Consider the following 23,993-nt stretch of genomic DNA (forward strand, 5'->3'; position numbering starts at 1 on the left):
TGAGAGATACCTTCACTTTGATGGGCATCAACGTCGCACCTGCCCAGCCGGACTAAGGTGTTATCGGTCAACTGCGGGAGAGACCGATGGGCGCTGCAATCATTTGGTTCGAGAATGTGCAACGACACGACGTCGCCAAGGTCGGCGGCAAGAACGCCTCCCTCGGAGAGATGATTACCGCCTTGTCTTCGCGCGGCATAGAGGTGCCGACGGGCTTTGCGACGACTGCCGAGGCCTATTGGCGCTTCATCGATGCAAACGGCCTGCGGGAGCCAATCGTCGCCTGGCTACAAGATTGGGAAAGCGGCAAGGCGTCGCTTGCCGAAACGGGTGCTGCGATCCGCAAGGCCATCGTTGGCGGGCGCTGGCCCATCGACATCGAAAAGGAGATCATCGCCGCCTACCGCGAACTCTCGCGAAAGCTCGACTTCGGGGACGCTTCTGTTGCTGTTCGTTCGAGCGCTACTGCGGAGGATCTCCCGACGGCAAGCTTTGCCGGGCAGCAGGAGAGCTTTCTGAACGTCGTCGGCGAGGAGGCCCTGATGGACGGCTGCCGGCGCTGCTTCGCTTCGCTCTTTACCGATCGCGCCATCAGCTACCGCAAGACGAACGGCTTCGACCACATGAAAGTTGCTTTGTCCGTGGGCGTCCAGCAGATGGTTCGTTCCGATCTTGGTGGCGCCGGCGTCATGTTCTCGATCGAGACCGAGACCGGCTTCGACAAGGTCGTGCTGATCAACGCCGCCTGGGGGCTCGGCGAATATGTCGTCAAGGGCGTCGTCGATCCTGACGAATATCGCGTCTTCAAGCCGCTACTCACCGATGCGGCACTTGCGCCTATCCTCCAGAAGAGACGCGGTACCAAGGCCGGCAAACTCATCTATGGCGACACCGGCGCGCCGACGCGCGGCGTTGCGACGTCGGCAGACGAACAGGCGAGCCTTGTCTTGAGCGACGAGGAGATCTTGACGCTCGCGCGCTGGGCGTTGGCGATCGAGGAGCATTATGGCTGCCCAATGGATATCGAATGGGCAAAGGACGGCGGTAACAACCGAATATACATCGTGCAGGCGCGGCCAGAAACGGTGCAGGCGAGAGCCGCCGCCGGACTGCTCCCGACCTACCATCTCGGCAAGAAGGGACGCCTTCTGGCAAAGGGACTGGCGATCGGCAATGCCATTGCGGCAGGGCCTGTGTGCCTGATCGACCGCCCGGAAGACATCGGCAAGTTCGTCGATGGCGCCATACTGGTGACCACGACCACGGATCCCGATTGGGTGCCGGTCATGAAGCGCGCTTCGGCTATCGTCACCGATCATGGAGGCCGCACCTCCCATGCGGCAATCGTCAGCCGCGAGCTCGGCGTCCCGGCAATCGTCGGGTCGGGAAATGCGATGGAGGCATTGCGCTCCGGTGTCGTCGTGACGGTTTCCTGCGCGGAGGGTGACGAGGGCTTCATCTATGAGGGACGTGCCGAGTTCAAGGCGGAGACGATCAGTCTCGCGGACATTCCTGAGACGCGAACCAAGGTGATGCTGAACCTTGCCGATCCCCAATCCGCCTCCCGCTGGTGGAGGCTCCCGGCCGACGGGATCGGTTTGGCACGAATGGAGTTCGTGATCAGCAATGCGATCCAGATCCACCCGATGGCGCTCGTGCACTTCGACCGCCTCAAAGACCGACAGGCGCGGGAGAGGATTACCGCTTTGACAGCGGGCTATCCGGAGAGGACCGACTATTTCGTCGACCAACTCGCACAAGGGCTCGCACGGCTCGCCGCTGTCGCCTACCCGCATCCGATTATCGTCCGTATGAGCGATTTCAAGACCAACGAATATGCCGGCCTATGCGGTGGGGCGGAGTTCGAGCCGCAGGAAGAAAATCCGATGATCGGCTTTCGCGGCGCATCGCGCTACTACTCGCCGAAATACCGCGACGGCTTCGCGCTCGAGTGCCGGGCGATCAAGCGGCTGCGCGAGACGATGGGTTTCCGAAACGTCGTCGTCATGATCCCGTTCTGTCGCTCGGTGGCCGAGGCGGAAAAGGTGCTTGCCGTCATGGCTGAAAACGGGCTCGTGCGGGGCGCCGACGGCCTGGAGGTCTATGTCATGTGCGAGATACCCTCCAATGTCGTGTTGGCGAGCGCCTTCGCAAGGTCTTTCGACGGCTTTTCGATCGGCTCCAACGATCTGACGCAACTGACGCTGGGGGTCGATCGCGACTCCGCAGATCTCGCCCCCTCCTTCAATGAGCAGGATGAGGCGGTGAAATGGATGATTGCCAAGGTCATCACCGAGGCCAGACAGGCCGGGGCGAAGATCGGTCTGTGCGGTCAGGCGCCGAGCGACCACCCCGACTTCGCGGCTTTCCTGGTCGAATGCGGCATCGACTCCGTGTCCGTCACGCCCGACAGCTTCGTCGCGGTGAAGGTGGCCGTGGCAGCGGCGGAGAAGGCGAGGAAGACAGCGGGCGGGTAACGCCCATCCGGCAAAAGCCAGCATGACAACGTCGACGCCCGTGCCGAGTCGGCGTAGCCTATTTCCTTTGAAGGCTGTTGGAGCAAGGACTACACCTGCATTGCGGCCTCGGACAAGCCTTCCTTCGGCGCTTCGGGGATTTCTGTCATCGTTGCCTCGGTCAGCAACAGCACGCTCGCAACGGAAACGGCGTTTTCGAGCGCAACGCGGATGACCTTCGTGGGATCGATGATACCCGCGGAGACCAGGTCGACATAGACTTTCCGACTCGCGTCAAAACCGAAATTGCCTTTTCCCTCCAGCATCTTGGCGACCACTACACCACCGTCGGTCGACGAGTTTTCGGCGATCTGCCGGGCTGGCAGCTCCAGCGCCCGCCTGAGGATCTGGACGCCTGTGCGCTCGTCTCCCTCGCAGGCCTCTTCTTCTTCCTCGACAGCCTGGATGCAGCGTAGCAGGGCAAGTCCCCCACCGGGCAGAATGCCTTCGGCCACGGCGGCCTTGGTCGCGCTGATCGCATCGTCGAGCGCCTCCTTCTTCGACTTCAGCTCCGCTTCGGTCGCAGCCCCCACCTTGATCACGGCAACGCCGCCTGAAAGCTTGGCCAGTCGCTCTTCGAGCTTCTCGCGATCGTAGCTGCTGGTCGTCGTCACTATTTCTCGCCGTATTTGCTCGGTGCGCGCACTGATCGCCTTCTTGTCTCCGGCCCCGCCGATGATCGTCGTAGTCTCTTTCGTGACGACGACTCGCTCGGCGCGGCCGAGCTGCTCGAAAGCGACGGTTTCGAGAGTTATGCCCAGCTCCTCGGAGATGAGCTGACCGCCCGTGAGAATGGCGATGTCCTGCAGCAGCGCCTTGCGGCGGTCTCCGAAGCCCGGCGCCTTGACCGCGCAATTCCTGAGCGTTCCGCGCATCTGGTTGACGATGAGCGTCGCCAGCGCTTCCGTCTCGACATCTTCGGCGATGATCAGCAGCGGTGTTCCGGATTTCGCGACGGCCTCCAGCAATTGCACGCAGTCCTTGAGGGAGTTGATCTTTCGGTCGAACAGGAGGACCGCCGCTCCTTCGAGCACGACCTCCATTCGCTCGGCGTCGGTGACGAAATAGGGTGAGATGTAACCGCGATCGAACTGCATGCCCTCGACCACCTCGAGAACGGTCTCGGTCGACTTCGATTCCTCGACGCTGATCACGCCCTCGTCTCCGACCTTTTCCAGGGCCTCGCCGATGAGCGCGCCGATCTGCGTGTCATTATGGGCGGAGATCGTCGCGACCTGTTCCTTCTCGCGCTTTTCCGAGACGGGACGCGAATTCTTCTTCAGTTCGGCGATGGCACGTTTCAGGGCCCGGTCGAGTCCGTGCTTGATGTCGATGGCGCTCGCGCCGGCGACGACGTTTCGCAGCCCATCGGCGAAGATCGCCTGAGCGAGGATGGTCGACGTGGTCGTCCCGTCGCCAACGATTTCCCCAGTCTTTTCCGCTGCCTGCCGCAGCATCCGCGCCCCAAGATTTTCTTCCGGATCCTTGAGATCGAACTCCTTCGCAATGGTCACGCCGTCATTGCAGACGATCGGGGTTCCCCACTTTCTTTCGATCAGGACGGCCTTCGAGCGGGGGCCGAGCGTGACGCGTACCGCATCCGCCAGTTGCGTGGTGCCCCTCAAGATCTTCTCTCGGGCCGCAGAATGGAAAAGCACTTGCTTGTGAGCCATGTTCCCACACTCCGTTGGCTATGGCGCACCGAAAATCGTCCTCGATTTTCAGAAGGCTCGATGCGCACGGCGCTGTAATGTTTTTAACGCAGCGTGAAAACGGCGCTTTGACGCGCGTCAAACCGGCATGCGGTCGACTCGTCCGAAACCTTGACCCCGGTCAAGGCAGGTGGCGCGGTCGATGACTTATTCTCGCGAGTGACGAAGAATTGAGGTCACTGCGATGATCTACAACACAATACTGGTACACCTTGGCATCCATGACGGCGCAGCACGGCAGTTGAAGTTCGCCCGTGAGCTCGCCTCGCGCTTCGACGCGAATCTGATCGGCTTCGCCGCGGGCGATATCCATCCGATCACCGCACCGCCACCGGGCGTGATCTTGGACGACGAGTTCCTTCGCCTCGAGACAAGGGAGATCGAACGGCGGCTGGTGGCGCTCAAGGCTGAATTCGAGGCCGACAGTGAGCGGGAAGGCGGCGGCTCACTCCGCACCGTGGTGGGCGATCCGACCCGGGAACTGGCCATCGCCGCACGGGCGGCGGATCTCGTCATTGCCGGGCTGGGCCTTGGAAGCGGCGAATGCGACGGCCGCGACGCCGTCGATCTCGGTGAGCTGGTTCACTCCGCCGGCCGGCCGGTTCTCATCCCGCGGGACGATCTCGAACCATTACGGGCCAACAGCGTCGTCGTCGCGTGGAAGGATGCCCGCGAGGCGAGACGCGCAGTCGTGGATGCGATGCCATTCCTCGTCCATGCGCGCGAAGTCCTTGTTGCCACGATTGCCGACCGCGAGCAGGATCTGGCGATGGCCAGTGCCGGCGATGTTGTCCGATACTTGGTCAACCACGGAGCGAGAGCCCGTGCGGATGTCTTCAGCCCCGGCGATCGCCAGGATGGCGAGGCCTTGGCGGACATTTCCAGGCAGAATGGGGCGGATCTCATCGTATCCGGAGCCTATGGACACACCAGGTTTCGCGAGTGGCTATTGGGAGGCGTGACCCGTTCGCTGCTCAAGGAAGGAACTCTGAATCGCCTCATGTCGGCTTGAGATGCCGATGGCGGCGTGCCGAGCGTTGAGCCATGGCAAGCAGGACTGGAGCGATGACGGCACTGGGTGCCAAAGTGCAATTCCTCGCCGACCCGGCGTCCTATTTCGACCCTCCGGGCAGGATCATGACGAAGGAAACCCATATGTCCTGGGTTTTCATCGCCGATCGCTGGGTGCTGAAGCTGAAAAAGCCAGTAAAGCGAGCCTATCTGGATTTCAGCACGATCGCAGCACGAGAATTCTATTGTAACGAGGAACTCCGGCTGAACCGGCGACTGGCCCGCGATACCTATCTTGCCGTCAGACCGCTTTACTGCAGCGAAGACGGCTATCTGACATTCAAGCCGGCCGAGCGGATTGCCGATTGGCTCGTCGAGATGCGGCGGCTACCGACCGACGAGATGCTGGACGCCCGCATTGGGGCGAGCCGGATTGCGCCCGACGAGATTGCCGGCATCGGTGACCGACTTGCCCGCTTCTATAGTGACAGCACGCCGGAGATCGCCGACGGCCCGGCGTATATCCGACATCTACTCGAAGAACATGAGATAAACCGGGAGACGCTCCTGCGCCCGGAATTCGACCTGGCGACCGCCGGAATCGATGCATTGATCGGATGGGTCGGAGCGGGGCTCAGTGACATGCGCAGCCTGATAGAGGCGCGCATAGCGCAAGGTCGGATCGTAGAAGGGCATGGGGACCTCAGACCGGAGCATGTCTGCCTCATCGACCCACCCCAGGTCATCGACTGTCTCGAGTTCAATCGCGCTATGCGGATCATCGATCCTTACGACGAGATGAGCTACCTGGGGCTCGAATGCGAGGTGCTGGGAGCCGCTTGGATCACGCCGCTGCTTCTGTCCGCGCTTGACAAAGTGCTGGGCGATCGGCCGGACGATCGCCTGATCGCCTTGTACGGCGGATTTCGTGCCTTGCTGAGGGCAAGGCTTTGCCTTGTTCACTTGCTGGAGCACCCGGTACGCGAAGCCGAGAAGTGGCGCCCATTGGCGCTCGCCTACCTCAATGCCGCCAGGCAACGCATGTCACTCGTCGTCGCCTAGGAGTGCGGCAATCGATCCGCCGTCGGCGAGCCGGCGGATGGCCTCGGCAAAAAGCGGAGCGCTCGGGATTACCTCGACAGAGGAGTGAAGGAGGTCCCTCTCAAGCGGGAAGGGAGCCACGGAATCGGTCACGATGGTTCGTTCGATTGCGGGATGCGCCAGCGCCGCTTCGGCGCCCTTGCCGAAGAGCCCGTGCGTCACAACCGCGTAAACGGCCTTGGCACCCCGCTGCCGACACGCTTCAGCAGCCCTCAACATCGTTCCGCCGGTGCTGATCATATCATCCACGATGAAGACGGTCGCGTTCTCGACCTCTCCGGCAAAGAGTTCGCCGGAAACAATGCCTCGGCTGCGCCGTTTTTCAAGCAGGCCGAACAGCGCGGCTTTTCCGGAGACGCGCTCGTACGCGTCCTTCAGCAGTTGCGCGCGCTTAACGCCGCCGCTGTCTGGAGAGAAAATCGCAACCGGCCCATCGGAAGTCTTTTGCGCAATGCGTGACGCGAACACGCCCTTGGCGCTCAGATGTATGGTGCGGGAGCGGAAAGCGTTTTGAAAGGCCACGACATTGTGCACGTCGAATGCCACTAACTGATCGGTGCCGACGGCCTCGAAGAGCTCGGCCACATAGCGCGTGGTCACGGGATCACGCGCCTTGGTTTGCCGGTCCTTGCGCGCATAGGCAAGGTAGGGAACGACAGCGGTAACCCGCGAGGCGCCGTTTTCGCGACAGGCGGCAATGAAGAAAAGCAGCTTCAGGAGCTTGTCATTGGCCGAACCATCCCTGTTGCCGTTGAGCGCATGGATGATGAAGACATCTTCGCCCCGCACGCTGACGAGCGGACGCGCCTTGTGTTCGCCATCCTCGAAATCGCGTTCTTCGTGCGCAGCGAGGGCAACCCCGGCGTTCGCGGCGATTTCCTGTCCGAGAGGTCTCGTTCCGTTCAGTGCAAAGATGCGCATGGGCAACACCATGAAACAAAGGCCCAATGCGTTCCTTGACCGTGGTCAAAGGCGCGTGGGCACAGTCGAATCCCGCGAAACGTCGATCTGGTGCGGGAGTTGCAAAATCATGCAGGCAAAGGATTTCATGACCCGAGGCGTTATCAGTATAAGCCCCGAGCACAGCGTTAGCCATGCCGCGCGCCTTATGCTCGAAAACCACATTAGCGGTCTGCTCGTCCGAGACGATGAAGGCCAGCTACTTGGCGTATTGTCGGAGGGTGACCTCCTGCGGCGCGCCGAACTGGGGCCGGCGGCGTGGAAGAGTTCGACGGAAAAACAGCATGCCTCGGCAGAGCGTTTCATCAAGAGCCACAGCTGGCAGGTCGGTGATGTCATGACGCGGAAACTCGTTACGGTCGACGGCGACACGCCGCTTGACCGCGTCGCTGCCATCATGGCGGCCAATCAAGTCAACCGTGTCCCTGTAATGCAGGGCGACGAAATCCTCGGCATCGTCACCCGCAGCGACATCCTGAGGGCGGTGGCCACATCCGTTCCGGATGTGGCGGCGACCGGGGACCAGGCGAAGCGGCGCGCGGTGTTCACGCGGCTGACGAGTGATCTCGGACTTGATCGCGAGAGCATAGACGTCACCGTCGACGATGGTATCGTCTGCCTATGGGGCGAGGTCGAGAGCGAGGCAAAGCGCGAGGCGGCCCGGGTCGTGGCCGAGAAGATCGGCGGGGTCGGTTGCGTCAAGAACAGGCTTCGCGTTGTTTCGAGTTGAGGACATTCGATGACGGAACCCAGACCGAAGTCTGCACTGGCGATCGCACTGAACCCCACCATCGACGTCTCGAGCGAGGTCGACCGCGTGCAGCCGACCCGCAAGATGCGGACGCGTAACGAGCGCCGCCAGGCCGGCGGTGGCGGCGTGAACGTGGCGCGAGTCATTGCCGAACTCGGCGGGCGGCCCGAACTCCTGATCCTAACCGGTGGCGCAACGGGTGCAATGCTCGAGGATTGGCTGAGGAAACTGCCGATCGATCTGCACGTCGTGCCGATCACCGAATCCACGAGAATTGCCTTTATGGTGCAAGAGAAGGAGAGCGGCTTCGAGTATCGCTTTGTTCCCGAAGGGCCGGAAGTATCGAAGGAGAACCTTGCGAATGCCTTGGAGATCGTCAAGCGCTTCAACGGCGACTTCGTCGTGGCGAGCGGCAGCCTGCCTCGGGGGGCGCCGGAAGACACCTACGCGCGGATGGCCGAAGCGGCGGCTGCGAACGGCGCCAAGGTTCTGTTGGATTGTCCGGGATCGACCTTGCGGGAGACCTTGGGCAGGGCTCCCATTCTGCTGGTGAAGCCGAGCATCGGCGAGTTGGAGACGCTGGTCGGCCGCCGTCTCAACGAACACGGCGTCGGCGAAGCGGCGGCGACGCTGGTCAAGAATGGCGCCGCCGAATATGTCGCGGTCACCATGGGTCGCGAGGGTGCCTGGCTGGCCGGTCCGAATGGAATCCTGCGCGTACCCTCGAAACATGTCGTCGTCCAATCCGCCGTCGGGGCCGGCGACAGCTTCGTCGGGGCGGTGGTCTGGTTCCTGATGCAGGGCAAACCGATGGAAGATGCGTTCCGCTTGGGGGTGGCCGCGGGTGCGGCCGCTGCGATGACGCCCGGCACCGAGCTTTGCAGGCGCGACGATGTGTTCGCCATCTACGAAGCCGAGGCAGGGCGTTCTTGATCGCCTGCGATCCGAAGACGAACGGTCGTCTGTACCGTCCGCGGGGTCATTCCTCTCAACCGTCCTCGAGCATCCGATAGATTTCCTGCTCCTGGGCGAAATGCAGCCGCGTGATCGCTTCGAGGCCGTGGAGCAGTCGCTGGATTTCGTAGCGTTGCGCGGGACTTGGCCCATCCTCGCCGACTGCCTTGCGAAGCGAAGCGAGGCTGTGTACCCGCCGCCGCATCTCCATATGCGTCCGACTCATGCCCGCAAGCGCGTCCGGCGTGTCCGTGCTACCACGCAGTTTCGGATAAAGTTCTTCATCGTCCTGCCGCTCGTGCTGAAGGAGACGTTGCCTGAGCAACACGTCCAGATCCGCAAGCTGCCGGCGGAATTCAGGTCCCGGCAAGTGCCCGACGCGTTCGGCCGTGTGGCGGATTTCGTCCACGACGTCGATCAAGTCACGATGCTCCTCTTCCAAGCGCAGGAGCTCCGCATGCGGCAGTCGCGGTCGCTTTCTCCAGCCCTGCACCGGCCCTGCAAGGGCGCGCAATGCATTGAGGATCGCCACCACGTCGATGAGTTCCTGCAAGAGTGCGCCTTGGACCGGGGCCAGGTAGCCGAGTGCCGCGGCGATCATGCCGGCAATGGACAGGCCCATGCCGGCATAGACGCTCTGAAGGGCGATGCGGTGCGAACGCCGGGCGATCCGGATCGCGCTGACGAGGCGGTCGAGCCTGTCCACGAGAATGACGACGTCGGCCGCTTCGGAGGACGCGGCGGCGCCGCGCGCACTCATCGCCACCCCGATATCGGCGGCGGCGAGCGCCGGCGCGTCGTTCACGCCGTCGCCCACCATCATGACTGGTCTCCCCGCGGCCTTTTCCGCCTCAACGATCCGGGTCTTGTCCTCCGGGGTCAATTCGGCCATCACACTGTCGACGTGGAGGAAGGATGCGAGGATCTCGGCCATTTCCGCACGATCGCCGGTAGCGAGCACGATACGCCGGGCCCCAGCCTCGCGTAAATGCCGGAGTACCGAGCCCGCCTCGGGCCTGACCTCGTCCGCCAACAGGAACGCGCCTGCCAAGGACCTGTCCACGGCGACGAGGACGGCGACGAAACCGTCTCTTGCGATCCATTCTCGGATCTCTCGAGAAAAGCCACTCGCCTCGACTCGCGCGCTCACGAAGTCCCACCCTCCGACGGCAATCTCGTGACCTTCTACGCAGCCGGTCACTCCGGCTCCCGCCGTCTCGCGGGAAGCGGAGGGTGTGGAAAGTTCAAGTCCGCGTTCGCGCGCCGCCGCGACGAGCGCCCGGGCGATGACATGGTGGGAACCCTGGTCCAGCGATGCTGCAAGGCGCAGCACCTCGATCGGGTCGAGGTCGCCGCGGCATCTCGCATCGATCAGCCCGGCCCGGCCGTCGGTGATCGTGCCCGTCTTGTCCAGAAGCACCGTTTTCGTGTTGGCCAGCATCTCCAGGGCGCCGCCACCTTTGACGAGCACGCCTTTGCCGGCGCAGCGCGACACGCCCGAGATGATTGCCACCGGCACGGCAAGGATCAACGGACAGGGCGTGGCGACAACGAGGACGGCGAGCGCCCGGATCGCCTCCCCGGATACGGCCCAGGCCCCGCCGGCAAGCAGTAGCGTGATGGCCAGAAAAACGAGTGCGTAGCGGTCCGCGAGACGCGCCATCGGTGCCTTGGCGGCCCTTGCCGCCTCGACCAGTCTTGCAATCGCGGCGTAGGTGCTCTCGGCTGCCGTGTGCGATGCAGTCATTTGGAAGGCATCGCCGGCATTCGTCGTGCCGCTCAGCACCGGTTCGCCGGACCGCCGGCGGACTGGCAGGGCCTCTCCGGTCAGAGCCGACTCGTCGATGACGGCGACATTGCCGTCCTCCACATTTCCGTCCACCGCCACGACTTCTCCTGCACGCACCAGGATGCAATTGCCGGCCGCCAGCGCTCCGACGGGTACCTCCTCCCATTGCCCTTCCGCAAAGCGCATGGCGGTGCGCGGCGCCCGATCAAGCAGCGCCGTCAGCTCGCGCCGCGCCCGCCGCTGCGCAAACTCCTCCAATGCCTGCCCGCCCGTGAACATCAGCGCGACGATGCTGCCGGTCAGGTATTCTCCAAGGAGAAGCGCGCCCGCCATCGCGAGTGCGGCGATGATGTCGAGCCCGAATTCCCTTTTGCCGAGGCTGATCGCGATCTCGGTGATGAGGCTCGCCAGCACAACTGCGGTGCCCGCAGCCCAAGCGGCTGTGCTGATCTCGGGCCGGCCGGCGAACCAGGCGGCGCCGCCCGTCAGCAGCGCCGAAGCAATCAGCGCGAGGAGAAGGCGCCTGCCCAATTCCTCTCCCTGCGAAATCAGTTTGGAAAAGCGGTTCGGCCTCAAGTTTTCTCCTTTGCAGGGGACAAGAATATGCGAGGTGCCTTGACCCTGCGCAAGTCGCCTGCAAGCGCGCTTTTTAGGCCGCCATCTCGAGTAATCGCTCAAATTGTCGTGAGCCAGGCGCCCACCGCATGGCTGTGCTGCGCTTTGGCTCTAGGTCGTGGGCATGATCAGGTTCTTGGCCGTTATTCTATCGCTTCTGGTCTGCCTTTCGCCAGTGATCGCGCGGCAGACCTCCGCTGTGCCGGGTCTTCTCAAGAGCCTCGCAGGCCGGGACGATCTCAAGTCCCTGAAGGCGATCATCGTCGCCCAGGACGGCGAAGTGGTCGCGGAAGAGGGCTATCGCGGCCATCGGCCATCGGAATCGACCAATATCAAGTCAGCGTCGAAATCGATCGTCTCGGCTCTCGTCGGCATTGCTATCGACAAAGGTCTTCTTACGGGACCCGAGCAGAAGATCGCCCCCATTCTCAACTCGGACCTGCCTTCCCCGGCCGACCCGCGCATCGGCGACATCACGATCGGCAACCTGTTGTCGATGCAGGCGGGATTGGGCCGACTGTCCGGCCCGAACTACGGGCGCTGGGTTTCAAGCCGCAATTGGGTTCGTTTCGCACTTGCGCAGCCGTTCGACGCGGAGCCGGGAGGGAGGATGCTCTATTCGACGGCGTCGACGCATCTCCTGTCAGCGATCCTGACGAAAGTTGGCGGCAAGTCGACCCTGGCCCTTGCGCGCGAATGGCTGGGTCCGGTCGATGGGTTTCGCATCGACGCCTGGTCGCGCGATCCGCAGGGGATCTATCTCGGCGGAAACGAGATGGCCATGACCGCCCGCTCTCTGCTCGCCTTCGGCGAGCTCTACCGCAATCGCGGCCGGACGGAGGATGGGCGCCAAGTCATCCCGGACAATTGGATCGATCTCTCCTGGCAGGCACACACGAATTCGCGATTTTCCGGCGACGCCTATGGCTACGGCTGGTTCACCCGGCAGATCGGCGGCGAAGACGTGCATTTCGCCTGGGGTTACGGCGGCCAGATGCTCTATATCGTGCCGGACTTGAAGCTGACCGTCGTGATGACCTCCGAACAGGATGGGCCTTCCGCCCGTACCGGCTATCGAGACGCACTGCACGGCGTCCTCGCCGACATCATCGACACGCTGGAGGCCGACTGATGAAATCCTCCGCGCTCGTGCATCCGCAGGAACGTACCGCGCGGCTCAAAAAAGACCGCCACGAAACCCGTGGTTTCGCGGCGAATGATGGTATCTATCCCCGGTTGGCCGGCGGTCTCAAGCCGTCGGCTGCTTGGTCTTCCTGAGATAGGGCAGAACCGTCTCGAAGGAGCCGAAGCGCTGGACGGCATCCTCGTTCGACACCGCGGCCGTGATGATGACATCCTCGCCCTGTTTCCAATTGGCAGGCGTTGCCACCTGATGCTTGGCGGTGAGCTGGATCGAATCGATCGCCCGCAGGATCTCTTCGAAATTGCGGCCGGTGGTCATCGGATAGCTCAGCATCAGCTTGATCTTCTTGTCCGGACCAATGACGTAAACCGATCGCACCGTCGCATTATCGGCAGGCGTGCGGCCCTCGGAAGTGTCCCCGGCGTCGGCCGGCAGCATGTCGTAAAGCTTGGCCACCTTGAGATCGCGATCGCCGATCAGCGGATATTCGACGTCAAAGCCCGTCGCGAGCTTGATGTCGCCCTTCCACTTGGCATGGCTCTCGACCGGATCGACGGAGATGCCGACGATCTTGACGCCGCGTTTGCGGAATTCGTCTTCCACCCCCGCCATGGCGCCGAGTTCGGTGGTGCATACGGGCGTGAAATTCTTCGGGTGAGAGAAGAGGACCGCCCATCCGTCACCGATCCATTCGTGGAAATTGATCGTGCCGTGGGTTGTCTCGGCGGTAAAATCGGGGGCAGTGTCGTTGATGCGCAGGGCCATGATGTGCTCCTTTCGTGTCGGAGGAATTGCGCAAGAATAGCGCAAACGGCAAAGTTTTCGAGCGCGAAACGCGTCGTCGCTCCCGGCAATGAGCAAGATCGTCCGGCTTCACGTCGACCGGCTCGTGCGCCAGTGCCGCGGCCGCATTGCATTGACACCCCGGGGCTGCTGACGCATAGAATGCCGCCATTCCGAGGGGAGCGCCGGGCGGCGCTGAGACGGTGGTGAGCCGGACCCTTGAACCTGATCCGGGTCATGCCGGCGTAGGAACGGAATGGGTCGCCCTCGGCAAGCCAAGCCAATTCTTCGCCTTACCGGATCTCCGTGACGTGTGTCGGGAGTTCGATAGATGATGCCTCCTCGCCCCATTGCGCCGGTGGCGCTCACCATTGCCGGATCGGATTCGGGCGGCGGTGCCGGCATCCAGGCCGACCTCAAGACCTTCTCGGCGCTCGGGGTTTACGGTGCAAGCGTCGTTACGGCGATCACCGCGCAGAACACCAGGGGTGTTGCCGCCGTTGAGGACGTCTCGGCCGGAATGGTGGCGGCACAGATGGAAGCTGTACTTAGCGACCTGGACGTGAAGGCGGTGAAGATCGGCATGGTGTCGCGACGGGAGACAATTGCCGTCATCGCCGATGGCCTGCGCCGTTACGGCAGGCTTGCGGTCGTCGACCCGGTGATGGTTGCAACCTCCGGCGATCGTCTGCTCCACCCGGGAGCGATCGCAGCACTCATCGAAGACCTGCTGCCTCTGGCACTCGTCGCGACCCCGAACCTGGCCGAAGCGGCACTTCTGACCGGCCGTCCGACCGCCGAGAGTGAAGGAGAGATGGTGCGCCAGGCCGAGGCGCTCTTGAAGACTGGAGCCCGTTCCGTGCTGGTCAAAGGAGGACATCTGCCCGGTGGCGACGCCACGGACGTCTTCCTCGATGGCCAAACGTTGCTGCGTCTGCCGGCATCGCGCATAGAGACACACAATGATCACGGTACCGGCTGCACCCTTTCAGCTGCAATCGCCGCGGGCCTCGCTTCGGGGCTACCGCTCGCCGAAGCGGTCCGCGCAGCCAAACATTATCTGCATGGAGCAATTTCCGCCGCCGACGACCTGAAGGTCGGGCAGGGGCGGGGACCGGTGCATCATTTCCACCAATGGTGGAACTCTTAACGTCAAATTGGGAGGCATGCCAGCCTCATGCCCTGCTATTGCCATGGTTGAGCCGGAAAAGACTATCGTCTATGGTTAACGAAAGACAGCGGGTTCAGCGATATGCACTTTCTTGCTCGTCGACTGGAGGCTTTCAATCGTGACGAACTGCCGGACTGGCGGCAGTCGCCAAGCCTATTGTGGCGTGCACTCCTGTTCGCGCCCCGGCTGATCGAATATTTCCTGTTTTACCTTCTGGCGTTCGGCGCCCTGATGGCGGCGATCGTCTTCATGGTTGCGGCCTGGATCGTCGGCCTCGACCGCAAGTCCAATTGAATCAGTCGCGCGGCGGCGCCTGCCGACCTGAGGTCCCGCACGGTAGAATTCTCACACGTGGAACATCGGCGGCGACATTGACGACAGTGCACGCGCTGGCGGCAAACCAGGACCTCCCAACCTGCTATGAGTGCCCGTTCCTTCCCTGGAGCGGGCACTCGTTGCAGGCGCGGATGCCGTGAACGTGATCCCCGATAGCCTCGCCAAGTCTCGATTGTGCCATCTCCATGCGTATAATCTCATTTAGGAAGAAATGTAATTCGATGAAATTACGATGATTCTCCGCAACGCGCGAGAATAGTCTGTGCAAATATCAGCATTGTCTATTATACCGTTGGAGAGAGACTGCGAAAACGACGGCTAATTGTCCATTAGGACTTGAAAAAAGCCTTTTGTAATAGCAATGTCATTCGCCACGCATGCGAGCGTCTATTCTGCGGCGACTTTGTGCAGCTTACGGGAGGTGAAAGTATGGGCATTTTCGACTTCAATCGTCTTTTGCGCACATCGCTTCATCGCAATATGGCCGCTCTGCATGATTCAAAGGCGAGCCAGTTTTCAGACGCCGTCCAAAAAGCCAGGAAGTCATTGGTACCGCAGGGCAAACCCGAGCAAGAGCAGGACGGTCGCGTTGATCATAAGATCAGAAAGGACGAGACGCTTACCGGCATTGCGCCGCTCTACGAGCAGAGCATTCCCGATATCCTGCTGACGAATCCAGCCATTCGCAACCCGGACGTCATCAACGAAGGCGAGTCGTTGCGGATCCTGAGCGAAGAGCGGCGCACGAGCCTTGAGACCATCAAAGAACTGCATACGGACATCGACAAGGCCTCGAGCCCTGCTGGAAAGGACGAGAAGAGCAAGGCGCTCAAGCTCGCGATCCAGACAGATCTCCAATCTGCTGCCCAGAACCAGGCCCACACGCCCGAGAAGCTCAAGTCCTCCCTCGATCAACGAGAGGTGGACCTCATCGCGCTCGGCCCCGATACGGATGCCTACAAGAAGCTCGTGCAGGAGGAGCGGAAATCCGTCGAGACCGATCTGAACGCTGTTTTCGAGCCGATCGGCAAGCTGGTGGCGAACGCGCAGCAAAATCCTGCGGAATGGCAGAAAGTTCAAACCGAGCTGACGGGCCAGTTCGAGAGACTCGCCAAGGATGCGCCCGACGGCGGCGAAGCCGCGATCAACAGCGCTCGGGAAACGCTGAAAGCCTTCGGGCCCGCCGACAAGGGCTTTCTCGAGGCGCTCGATGCCAGCGGACGGGAGATCCTGGTCAATCGACCGGCCAAACGTGTGCAGGATGCCTTCCGCGATGGCAAGAACGACTTCAAAGGCTTCGACGGCAAGGATGCCACGGCGTTCAAGAAGGAGGACGGTGCGGCCCGCGCCGCCAAGGTACTCGATGAGGTGACCAGGAACGTCACCGACGAAACGGCGGTTCTGATTGTCCAGCAAGCAAATCAACCGATCGAGGCGTTCGGGAACAAGGACTCCAAGGTTCTGGATGTCATCCAGCAGACGATCGGCCAGCAAACGGCAATCAATTCCGGTGCGCTTCCCGACGGTCTGGCCGGCCGCTACGTCAACCCGGAAGTCAATCTGTCGCGGACTTTGACGCAGCAGGACACGATAGCACATTATTCCGAAGCTCTCGGGAGGCTATCGAAAGCTCCTGGCGGCGCAAAGATCATCGATGACAGCGCGAAATCGATCGCCAAGGCCGTGAAAGACACGACCGACAAGACGTTCGCCGATTGGGAAGCCAAACTTCCCGAAGAGGCAAGAACGTTCTCTCTCGAAGACAAGAAGAAGATCGGTAATGAAATCGGCATGCCTTACCCCGAGATCAAACCTGCCGACCCACAGGCCGCCGGGGAGCCATTCCGCAAGGCTGTGGCGGGTGGCAACGATCCGACTCTGAGCCTCGCCGTCGTCAAGGAGCTCAACAAGAGCGGCATTGTCAGCGGCTCGAACGCAATCTTCGATGCCGTAGTCAAAGGCACCGACGACCTGACCAAGAACAGTCAGAACGTCGTCGGCGAATTCGCCAAGGATCACCTCGTCGTCGCCAATGACTGGAAGTCATCGCTCTCTGCCAAGCAACTGACCGATGGGCTCAATGATTCGATCGCCAGCAACAAGGGTAGCAAGGACAAGATGGACGACCAGGGTGCACGGATCTTCCGCACCTTGAGCGCGCTTCATGGGGCCGAAGGCGACCTAAAAGAGCTGAAGGGACTTGAAGGTCTCGACCGCTTCAAGGAGGCCACCAACCGCTTGGAACGGGACGAGAGAAGCCAGTTTGCGGTGAGCAACAGCGAGCAGGCCTGGACGGAAATGGGCAAGGCCTATGTCGAAGCAACCGCGAAGCCTGAAACCGAGCCGGTTCCTGCCGCACCCACCTTGTATTGGTCCGGCCGGGCCGTCATCGGCATGCACAGAACGGTGGCCGCCTATGAGGCCCTCGGCGGCAACAAGGCCTACAATCCGCCGACCCCCGGCAGCATCGCTACGGCTTCGCGGATGAGCCCCGGCCAGCACGATCCGAAGCTCGCACAAAGCGCATCCCTGCTTCTCAACGGACCGAACGCCGCGACCGAACCGAGGGCGCGCAAGGCTGCAATCGAAAGTCTCAGCAAGGCCTTTGACGGATCGAAATTCGATCCCCGCGCCGGCATAACCACCGCGTCAGGCTTCGGCAAAAGCCTGGCAGCGGTTCAGGGGCTGCTCTATCTCGGAAGCGCCAAGGACAATTTCGCCACGCCCGGCCTGCTCACCCAGTCCTTCGGCGTCTGGCTCACGGCGGGAATTGCGCAGGAGGCGGCTCAATTGAGCGCGGGCGGCGTTCGCTCCCTCATCGAAAAGGGCACCGTCGCAAAGGGCGGCTTCCTGGACCGGGCCACCCGGTTCGCCGAAGTCAGCGGCACGTCGAAGTGGGGATGGTTTTCCAAGTACTTTGACCGCGCCGGCGGAGCGCTGATGATTGCCTATACCCTCGATCATGCGGCGAAGGGCAAATGGGCGAACTCAGCCTTTGCGGCGACGACCACGGTCGGCACGTTCCTCGCGATGATGAAGTCACCGAAGGCCGGCCTCTGGGGGGCGGGACTCGCAGCGGTCGGTATTATCGGCGAGGCGATTTATAACGATTACCGCAGGAGCAAGATCGCAAGCTACTACGAGGGTCCGACCGAGAACTTCCTTGTTCAAGCAGGATTTGAACGGGAAGCGGCGAAGATACTTTCCAATCACGATGAGGATGGGAACAGTATCGGTTCCGTCATTGAGCCGCTTGCCAAGGAGCTGGGTATGACTCCTGAGGCCCTCGCCGATAGTCTGCGAGCGACCGTGGACATGGCGAAGCTGCGAGAATTCGTGGCGGGCGTTCACCAAACAAAGCCGGACAAGAATGGCATATACCCGAGGTCGGCTCCGGAGCGGCTGGAAAATTTGGAGCTGCCGGATGGTGAAACCATTTATCGTGATCCTTCACTTGGCCGTCCCCGCACGATTCCGGAATTGGCCGAATGGACACGTGAAAATCTTATCCTGACGAGTTGAGGAAAGCCTGGCACAAAGGCGTGACGGTGGGCATCAGCCTTGCGAAGGCCCACCGGTTCGACTAGTGGAGGAGCCTGCGCTTGCGCCGTTTGCCGTGTGCGTTATAGCACAACGACCTTCGCACCGACTTTCACCCGCTTATAAAGGTCGATGACGTCTTCATTCGTCATGCGAAAACACCCCGATGACGAGGAACGGCCGACGCTTTCCGGCTCGTTCGAGCCATGGATGCGGTAAAGCGTGTCACCGAGATAGATGGCCCGCGCACCAAGCGGATTACCGAGTCCGCCCGCCATGGAGGCCGGAATCTCCGGCCGCCTGGCGCGCATCTCGGCAGGTGGGTGCCACTCCGGCCAGGCGCGCTTGCGGCTCACCACTTCGGTTCCATGCCAACCATAGCATTCGCGGCCAACCCGACGCTGTACCGCAGCGCCTCACCGGCGGGTAGGATGTAATAAAGGGCGTAGCGGCTCGTATCTATTATGATTGTTCCAGGCGCCTCCCCGGTGCGGTATCCCACCAGATGCCTCGGCACGAACGCTCCCGCGTGCTGAGACATCAGCGCTCCCTGCTCATGGCGCGGCGGGTAGGATGGCGGCGACATCAGGAAATCGATATAGCCGCTGTCGATCCAGACCTGCTTGTTCTTATTGTCTAGGACCGGTGGCCAAGGTTGGTCCGCGGACCGGTGCGCAGCGTGCGTCAGAAGAAGGACAAGAAGCAGCAGCCTCGAACACTGCAGCCGCAGCGGCAAATCAGACATGTGAAGTCTTCTGGGATGTTCCGGGCGTTCAAATCAAACTATTGGCGACCAGGGCGTTCGCCACCTTCTGGAAGAGCCGGTCCGGAACCGGCGCCCCCATGGGGTCTTGCTGAGCCCGGCGGAAAGTTCCGCGTCGGCTAGGAAGGGAATTTCCTGATTTCTCGCCTGCGCCTCATCGAGGAGGCCGCTTGGCGAACGGAACGACAGACGACGATCGGCACGGGCGTTTCACCGCGGACATCAAAATGCCGCCGTTCGGCAAGCGGCGAGCCCACGACACTCGTCATATGCGTCACCGCCTGCGTAAGACCATTCGAGAGGGCTTCGGCAAGTGCAAGATTTGTCGTCGTGTCGAGATTGGAGGGCTGCAGCGCGGGCGCTCTCGAAAAGGCTCCTTTCGCCGGGGCTCCGTTGCCGGCGAAGACGAGGGCTCGTTCCCCGAGCCGATTGTACGCCACCACCGAGTTCAGCGCCTCGGCGGCCGACCCCAGACTTCGCGCCGCCGCCTCGCCATTCTGCATCTGGGGGGTCCCCAGCCCAAGCAGGGCGTCCGCATCCTTAGCATTGATCTCGAGGGCAGCGCGGAAGGCCGCCTCGGCCCCGTCAGCATCGCCTGCCTTGAGGCGCGCATTGCCGAGCCGAACGCGCATCGATGCATCGTGCGGCGCATTGACGGCGGCCCGCTCGTATAGGGCCAGGGCCGTCGCGCTTTTGCCTTTGGCTTCGATGCTTTCGGCAACGCTTAACAGCTTTGCCTGAGCACTCCCCTGCTTGTCCTTCTCCTTGTCGGCCGGAACCGTAGTGCAGGCGGAAAGCGCCAGAAGCGCAATGATAGCGCCGATACCCCGGCGCGTGACAAGCCGGAGACTGCGAATTTCGAAATCGAATGCAAAGTCATTCTACCCCCGTCGCATTGGCCGCGTAGCGGCGCCGGCGGCGCTCGTCCCCATATCCTTCGATGTAGTTTTTTGCGGCGCGCGCCACGGGAAGCCGCCATGGCCCGCCCCATTTTCCGGCCCTTGAGCAGATGCCGCTCGTCCTCCGCCATGAACTGCAGATTAAAGCGCCTTTCAGCCGGATCTGCACCCATCGCGTGCCGCATAGGACGAGGAGTCTCCACCAATGTGCTTTCGCATCGATGTCGACGGCAAGAACCGCTATTCCGCGAGCGGCGGCCGCGCCACCGCCCCTTCCGAAGAGCAGCAGCGGTTCTTCATCGAGCAGATCAATCAGGCCGTGCGCCAGCGAGCCGAGGCAGGTGGGTCGAAGACGATCGATCCTCTTACGGAAAAGGCGATCGTCGTCGAGAAGGGCGACAATCTTTGGGAAATAGCCAAAGAGAACCACGTCTGTCTCTAGGATCTCATCGCAACCAATCGCATAATGCTCGCCGGGAACACGGCTCGGTCGTCTTGCGGGCGATCCGAGCGCGCTTTACACCCCGCTCGAAGCGGAAGGAAGGTAAGGCAGCGATGACGCCGCCTTAAAGTCCCTCGAAACAGATCTGAGGCGGAGGCCGCTGAAGGGTTCACTGGTCAAGCGGCCGTGTAGCGCGCCTCGGGTACATCCGGTTCGATGTAGTATTTGCCGTAACGATGCCGGTATTTCTCTGCGCCGTCGAAGTCACTGTATTTCTGCAGCTCCTTCATATCGGTCTTGTTGAGAATGACACCGAGAACCTTGGCATCGATCTGCGGCTCGGAATTGAGGAGATCGCGCACGAGCCTTGTCGGTGTCCTGCCCCATTCGACGACGAAGAGAACGCCGTCGGCGAGCGGGGCGAAGGCCTTCGCATCGACCACGGGGGCGAGGGCTGCGAGGTCCACGACGACATAGTCGAAGGAATTGCGGGCGTTCTCGATCAGGCCCGCCATGGCAGGCGATGCGAGCAATTCATTGCTCTGATGCCGCCTTTCGTTCGATGTGCCGCCGCCTGCAGGCAGGATTGCGAGCTTGGAGCGCTGATCCACCTTGATGCCCGCGGGCCAAGTGGCCTCGCCCGTCAACACTTCCACCAGCCCTCCACGCGGCGCAGGCGTGATCAATCGGGTCAGGCCGGGCTTGCGGATATCGGCGTCGATCAGCAAGGTTCTCTTTCCGCTCGCGGCGAGAAGCGCCGCAAAGTTTGCCGCCACGACCGATTTGCCCTCGTCGGGCAGCGCGGAGGCGATTGCGATCACCCGGCTCTCGTTGCCGGGCAGCATATGATCGCAGGCGAGTTTTGCATTCCGGAACGTCTCCGCGAAAGCCGAGCGTGGCGCGTCGATGACGAGGCGCGAGAGCCGCGGGAACGGCAGAGAAGTTTCCTCGGCTTCGTGTGGTGGTCGGTCGGAGCCGAATCGCGCCCGCACGAGCTCCGTCGCTTTCTTGTGCCGGGATCCGACCAGGGGCAGGTAACCGAGCGACCGGTGGCCGAGGGCCGAGCGTACGTCACCTTCCAGGCGGAACGTGCGTTCGCGGAATTCGAGAAATGCCGCATAGGCACCGCCGACCAAAAGTCCGAGCACCGCCGAAAGCGCGAGCGTCATCGTCTTCTTCGGGCTCGAGGGTCCAACCGGAACACCGGCCTCGGAAATGACGCGAGCCTTGGCGATCGGGAAGGAGCGCTGCTGTGTCGCCTGCTCGTAGCGCCCAAGATAGGACTCGTAGAGCGACTTCAGCGCCGCAGCTTTCTGTTCCAGGCCGCGCAATTGCACCAGCGATTGGCTGGCATCGGAATTCTTGCCGGTAATACCTTCGATGCTCTCGCGAAGCGATGCCTCGCGCGAGCGGGCGACTTCATATTCGTTCCGGTAGCTGGCGGTCAGCTGCTTCAGTTCCTGATAGATCTGCCGCGCGATGTCCTCGCGCTCCCCGCGCAGCGAGACGGCCTGGGGATGATCCTCCCCGAAATTCTCCGAGACTTCGCGTTCGCGCTTGCCAATGGTGAGATAGCGGTTGCGGAGCTCCTTTATCACGGAATTGTCGCCCTCTTTAGGGGAGATGGTGGCGTTGTTGACTGCGCCCTCCGGTCCCTGATCGACAATCGATTTGTACTGGTTGTAGCGTGCGGAGGCGCTCGCCGTGTCCGCCTGTGCGACGATTAGCTGACTGTTGAGATCGGAGAGCTGTTGCTCGGACATCAGTTCGCCGCGAGCAGCCGTTAGCCCCTTCTCGCTGCGGAAACGTTCGACCTCGAGGGCCGCCGTCTGCGACCGCTGTCTCAGGTCGTCTAGCCGCTCCTGCAGCCACACCGTCGCCCGCTCCGTCGCTTCGAAATTGGCGTTCAACTGATCCGTGAGATAGGCGTCGGCATAGGCCCGGGTCACCGTCGCCGCGAGTTGTGGATCGCTGGAGCGGTAGGCAAGGGCCACCACCGAGCTTCGTGACACGCGCTCGACATTCAGTGCCTGCTGGAGGAGTGCGGCCGCCTTCAGCCGACGTCCGTTGCGCGCAGCTTCTTCCGAGACAGCCGGTCCGCTCGAAAAGACATCGGCTGCCGACTTCACCCAACCGATGACGATCGCGACCGGCGAACGCGGCGGATTGAGGATCGTCTCGTTCTCCGAAAGTTTCAGCGTGTCCACCACACGCAGCGCCAGTTCGCCGGACTTCAGGATTTCTACGGCACTCGCAATTTGGTTGTCCAGCAACTGGCTGTTCGTGGGTGTTCTCTCCTCCTCGGCATATTTCGACAGGTCGTCGTCGAGAAGGATGCTCGTCATCGAGGTATAGAGCGGCGTCGTGAAGAGGAGATAGGCGGCCCCGAGCATGATGAAGAGCACCACGAAGCCCGCCACCAACCGCGCCCGGCGAACGACGGCGGCAAAAAGCCGATCGAGATCGATAAAGCCGTCCGGCTGGTCTTCGCGGGGTATGATGCTCAATGGAACGCTTTTCTGTTTCATCGGGGCCGCTCTGTTCATATTCTTCTCCGGTCCTCTTCCGGTGGCCGTAACCGGCCACCGGGAACTTTCTTATGCCGCGCGCGTGCGGCTTTCGTGAGACAGGACGATTTCGCGAACAGACTGGAACACGGTTTCGCCGATATCCGCTCGGGCAAGCGCGAAGGTGACGTTGGCCTCGATGAAGCCCTGCTTGGAGCCACAATCGAAGGTGCGGCCTTCATAGGGATGAGCGTGGAAGGCTTGCTCGGCCGAAAGCTTGAGCATGCCGTCCGTCAATTGGATCTCGTTGCCGGCGCCGCGCGGCTGGTGCGTCAGGATCGAGAATATCTCCGGTTGCAGGATATAGCGGCCGTTGAGATAGTAGTTGGAGGGCGCTTTGCCGGGCGCCGGCTTCTCGACCATTTCGCTCACGGTGAAACCGTGCCGCACAGCGTCACCCTTGCCGACGATGCCGTATTTTGAGGCGTCTTCAGGCGTGCATTGCTCCACGCCGACGACGTTGCCACCGACTTCGCGGTAAAGCTCCATGAGCCCGGCCATGCAGCCGCGCTGGCCGAAGGAGACCATGTCCGGTAGCAACAGCGCGAACGGCTCGTCGCCGATGAGATCGCGGGCACACCAGACCGCATGGCCGAGGCCGAGAGGCGCCTGCTGGCGGGTGAAGCTGACGGACCCTGCCTTCGGCAGCATGGCCTCCAACTCGGAGATCTGTGCCTCCTTGCCCGAGCGCGTGAGTGAGGAAATGAGCTCCGGAGTGTCGTCGAAATGATCCTCGATTGCCTGCTTGTTGCGGCTGGTGACAAAGACGACGTGCTCGATTCCGGCCTGGCGCGCTTCGTCGACGGCATATTGTACCACCGGCCGATCCACGATGGTCAACATCTCCTTCGGCACAGCCTTCGTGGCTGGAAGGAATCTCGTTCCGCTTCCGGCCACGGGGATCACTGCTTTCCTGACGGTCCTGATACGGTCCATGGT

Annotated in this window: 19 protein-coding genes and 1 riboswitch; of the genes, 10 read left to right on the forward strand and 9 right to left on the reverse strand. The window is 62.0% G+C overall.

All coding sequences use genetic code 11. The annotated features are described in order from the left end of the window. The first annotated feature begins 86 nt into the window (after positions 1–86). Entirely contained in the window at positions 87–2,477 is a 2,391-nt protein-coding gene (ppsA, locus tag EKH55_RS23895) for a phosphoenolpyruvate synthase (RefSeq protein WP_151613425.1), read from the forward strand. Positions 2,478–2,566: 89 nt separating this feature from the next. On the opposite strand, the gene groL is transcribed toward ppsA, so the two are convergent. Further along, a complete protein-coding gene (gene groL, locus EKH55_RS23900; protein ID WP_151613426.1) occupies positions 2,567–4,189 on the reverse strand; it encodes a chaperonin GroEL in 1,623 nt (540 codons plus the stop codon). 223 nt (positions 4,190–4,412) lie between these two features. On the opposite strand from groL, the gene EKH55_RS23905 reads away from it, so the two are divergent. Both EKH55_RS23905 and EKH55_RS23910 read left to right on the forward strand, forming a co-directional pair. Next, positions 4,413–5,240 carry a universal stress protein gene (locus tag EKH55_RS23905; RefSeq protein WP_151613427.1) on the forward strand — a complete coding sequence of 276 codons (828 nt, stop codon included), beginning with the start codon at positions 4,413–4,415 and terminating at the stop codon, positions 5,238–5,240. A gap of 53 nt (positions 5,241–5,293) precedes the next feature. Then, on the forward strand, positions 5,294–6,301 hold the full coding sequence (locus EKH55_RS23910) for a hypothetical protein (protein ID WP_192803807.1): 1,008 nt from the start codon (positions 5,294–5,296) through the stop codon (positions 6,299–6,301). Here the strand turns inward: EKH55_RS23910 and EKH55_RS23915 are convergent. Beyond that, positions 6,284–7,261 carry a ribose-phosphate diphosphokinase gene (locus tag EKH55_RS23915; protein ID WP_151613428.1) on the reverse strand — a complete coding sequence of 326 codons (978 nt, stop codon included), beginning with the start codon at positions 7,259–7,261 and terminating at the stop codon, positions 6,284–6,286. The two genes, EKH55_RS23910 and EKH55_RS23915, sit on opposite strands and share 18 nt — an antisense overlap. 109 nt (positions 7,262–7,370) lie before the next feature. Here EKH55_RS23915 and EKH55_RS23920 point away from each other — a divergent pair, with 109 nt between their 5' ends. Together EKH55_RS23920 and EKH55_RS23925 are read left to right on the forward strand one after the other, a co-directional pair. After that, positions 7,371–8,030, forward strand: a complete 660-nt coding sequence (locus EKH55_RS23920) for a CBS domain-containing protein (RefSeq protein WP_151613429.1) — start codon at positions 7,371–7,373, stop codon at positions 8,028–8,030. A gap of 9 nt (positions 8,031–8,039) precedes the next feature. Beyond that, positions 8,040–8,984, forward strand: a complete 945-nt coding sequence (locus tag EKH55_RS23925; protein WP_151613430.1) for a 1-phosphofructokinase family hexose kinase — start codon at positions 8,040–8,042, stop codon at positions 8,982–8,984. Positions 8,985–9,039: 55 nt separating this feature from the next. Here the strand turns inward: EKH55_RS23925 and EKH55_RS23930 are convergent, their stop codons facing one another. Continuing rightward, a complete protein-coding gene (locus tag EKH55_RS23930) occupies positions 9,040–11,325 on the reverse strand; it encodes a heavy metal translocating P-type ATPase (protein ID WP_427915851.1) in 2,286 nt (761 codons plus the stop codon). 208 nt (positions 11,326–11,533) lie between these two features. Here EKH55_RS23930 and EKH55_RS23935 point away from each other — a divergent pair, with 208 nt between their 5' ends. Continuing rightward, complete coding sequence (locus EKH55_RS23935) at positions 11,534–12,541, forward strand: serine hydrolase domain-containing protein (protein WP_151613431.1); 1,008 nt, start codon at positions 11,534–11,536, stop codon at positions 12,539–12,541. A 117-nt stretch (positions 12,542–12,658) separates the two neighbouring features. On the opposite strand, the gene EKH55_RS23940 is transcribed toward EKH55_RS23935, so the two are convergent. Further along, the gene (locus tag EKH55_RS23940; RefSeq protein WP_151613432.1) at positions 12,659–13,318 is read right to left on the reverse strand and encodes a peroxiredoxin; all 660 of its coding nucleotides are present in this window, start codon (positions 13,316–13,318) and stop codon (positions 12,659–12,661) included. 184 nt (positions 13,319–13,502) lie between these two features. Beyond that, positions 13,503–13,605: riboswitch (TPP riboswitch) on the forward strand. A 65-nt stretch (positions 13,606–13,670) separates the two neighbouring features. Between EKH55_RS23940 and thiD the strand changes: the two genes are divergently transcribed. The 3 genes from thiD (at position 13,671) to EKH55_RS23955 (ending at position 18,365) form a co-directional block, all read left to right on the forward strand. Beyond that, positions 13,671–14,486 carry a bifunctional hydroxymethylpyrimidine kinase/phosphomethylpyrimidine kinase gene (gene thiD / locus EKH55_RS23945; protein WP_427915876.1) on the forward strand — a complete coding sequence of 272 codons (816 nt, stop codon included), beginning with the start codon at positions 13,671–13,673 and terminating at the stop codon, positions 14,484–14,486. Between the two features lie 102 nt (positions 14,487–14,588). Then, on the forward strand, positions 14,589–14,801 hold the full coding sequence (locus tag EKH55_RS23950; RefSeq protein WP_069460112.1) for a hypothetical protein: 213 nt from the start codon (positions 14,589–14,591) through the stop codon (positions 14,799–14,801). Between the two features lie 471 nt (positions 14,802–15,272). After that, positions 15,273–18,365: a LysM peptidoglycan-binding domain-containing protein gene (locus tag EKH55_RS23955; RefSeq protein WP_151613433.1), complete on the forward strand. Its 3,093-nt coding sequence runs from the start codon at positions 15,273–15,275 to the stop codon at positions 18,363–18,365. 101 nt (positions 18,366–18,466) lie between these two features. On the opposite strand, the gene EKH55_RS30360 is transcribed toward EKH55_RS23955, so the two are convergent. The 3 genes from EKH55_RS30360 to EKH55_RS23970 form a co-directional block, all read right to left on the reverse strand. Next, entirely contained in the window at positions 18,467–18,739 is a 273-nt protein-coding gene (locus EKH55_RS30360) for a L,D-transpeptidase (RefSeq protein WP_427915852.1), read from the reverse strand. Next, on the reverse strand, positions 18,736–19,128 hold the full coding sequence (locus tag EKH55_RS30365) for a hypothetical protein (RefSeq protein ID WP_427915853.1): 393 nt from the start codon (positions 19,126–19,128) through the stop codon (positions 18,736–18,738). Before EKH55_RS30365 ends, EKH55_RS30360 begins: the two co-directional genes overlap by 4 nt. Before the next feature lie 137 nt (positions 19,129–19,265). Further along, positions 19,266–20,003: a tetratricopeptide repeat protein gene (locus EKH55_RS23970; protein WP_427915877.1), complete on the reverse strand. Its 738-nt coding sequence runs from the start codon at positions 20,001–20,003 to the stop codon at positions 19,266–19,268. 247 nt (positions 20,004–20,250) lie between these two features. On the opposite strand from EKH55_RS23970, the gene EKH55_RS23975 reads away from it, so the two are divergent. Next, positions 20,251–20,487: a hypothetical protein gene (locus EKH55_RS23975; RefSeq protein ID WP_246231854.1), complete on the forward strand. Its 237-nt coding sequence runs from the start codon at positions 20,251–20,253 to the stop codon at positions 20,485–20,487. 176 nt (positions 20,488–20,663) lie between these two features. Here the strand turns inward: EKH55_RS23975 and EKH55_RS23980 are convergent, their stop codons facing one another. After that, entirely contained in the window at positions 20,664–23,033 is a 2,370-nt protein-coding gene (locus tag EKH55_RS23980) for a polysaccharide biosynthesis tyrosine autokinase (RefSeq protein ID WP_151613434.1), read from the reverse strand. 51 nt (positions 23,034–23,084) lie between these two features. Beyond that, complete coding sequence (locus EKH55_RS23985; RefSeq protein WP_151613435.1) at positions 23,085–23,990, reverse strand: UTP--glucose-1-phosphate uridylyltransferase; 906 nt, start codon at positions 23,988–23,990, stop codon at positions 23,085–23,087. Between the last annotated feature and the right edge of the window lie 3 nt (positions 23,991–23,993).

This window comes from Sinorhizobium alkalisoli, from assembly GCF_008932245.1.
GTDB lineage: Bacteria > Pseudomonadota > Alphaproteobacteria > Rhizobiales > Rhizobiaceae > Sinorhizobium > Sinorhizobium alkalisoli.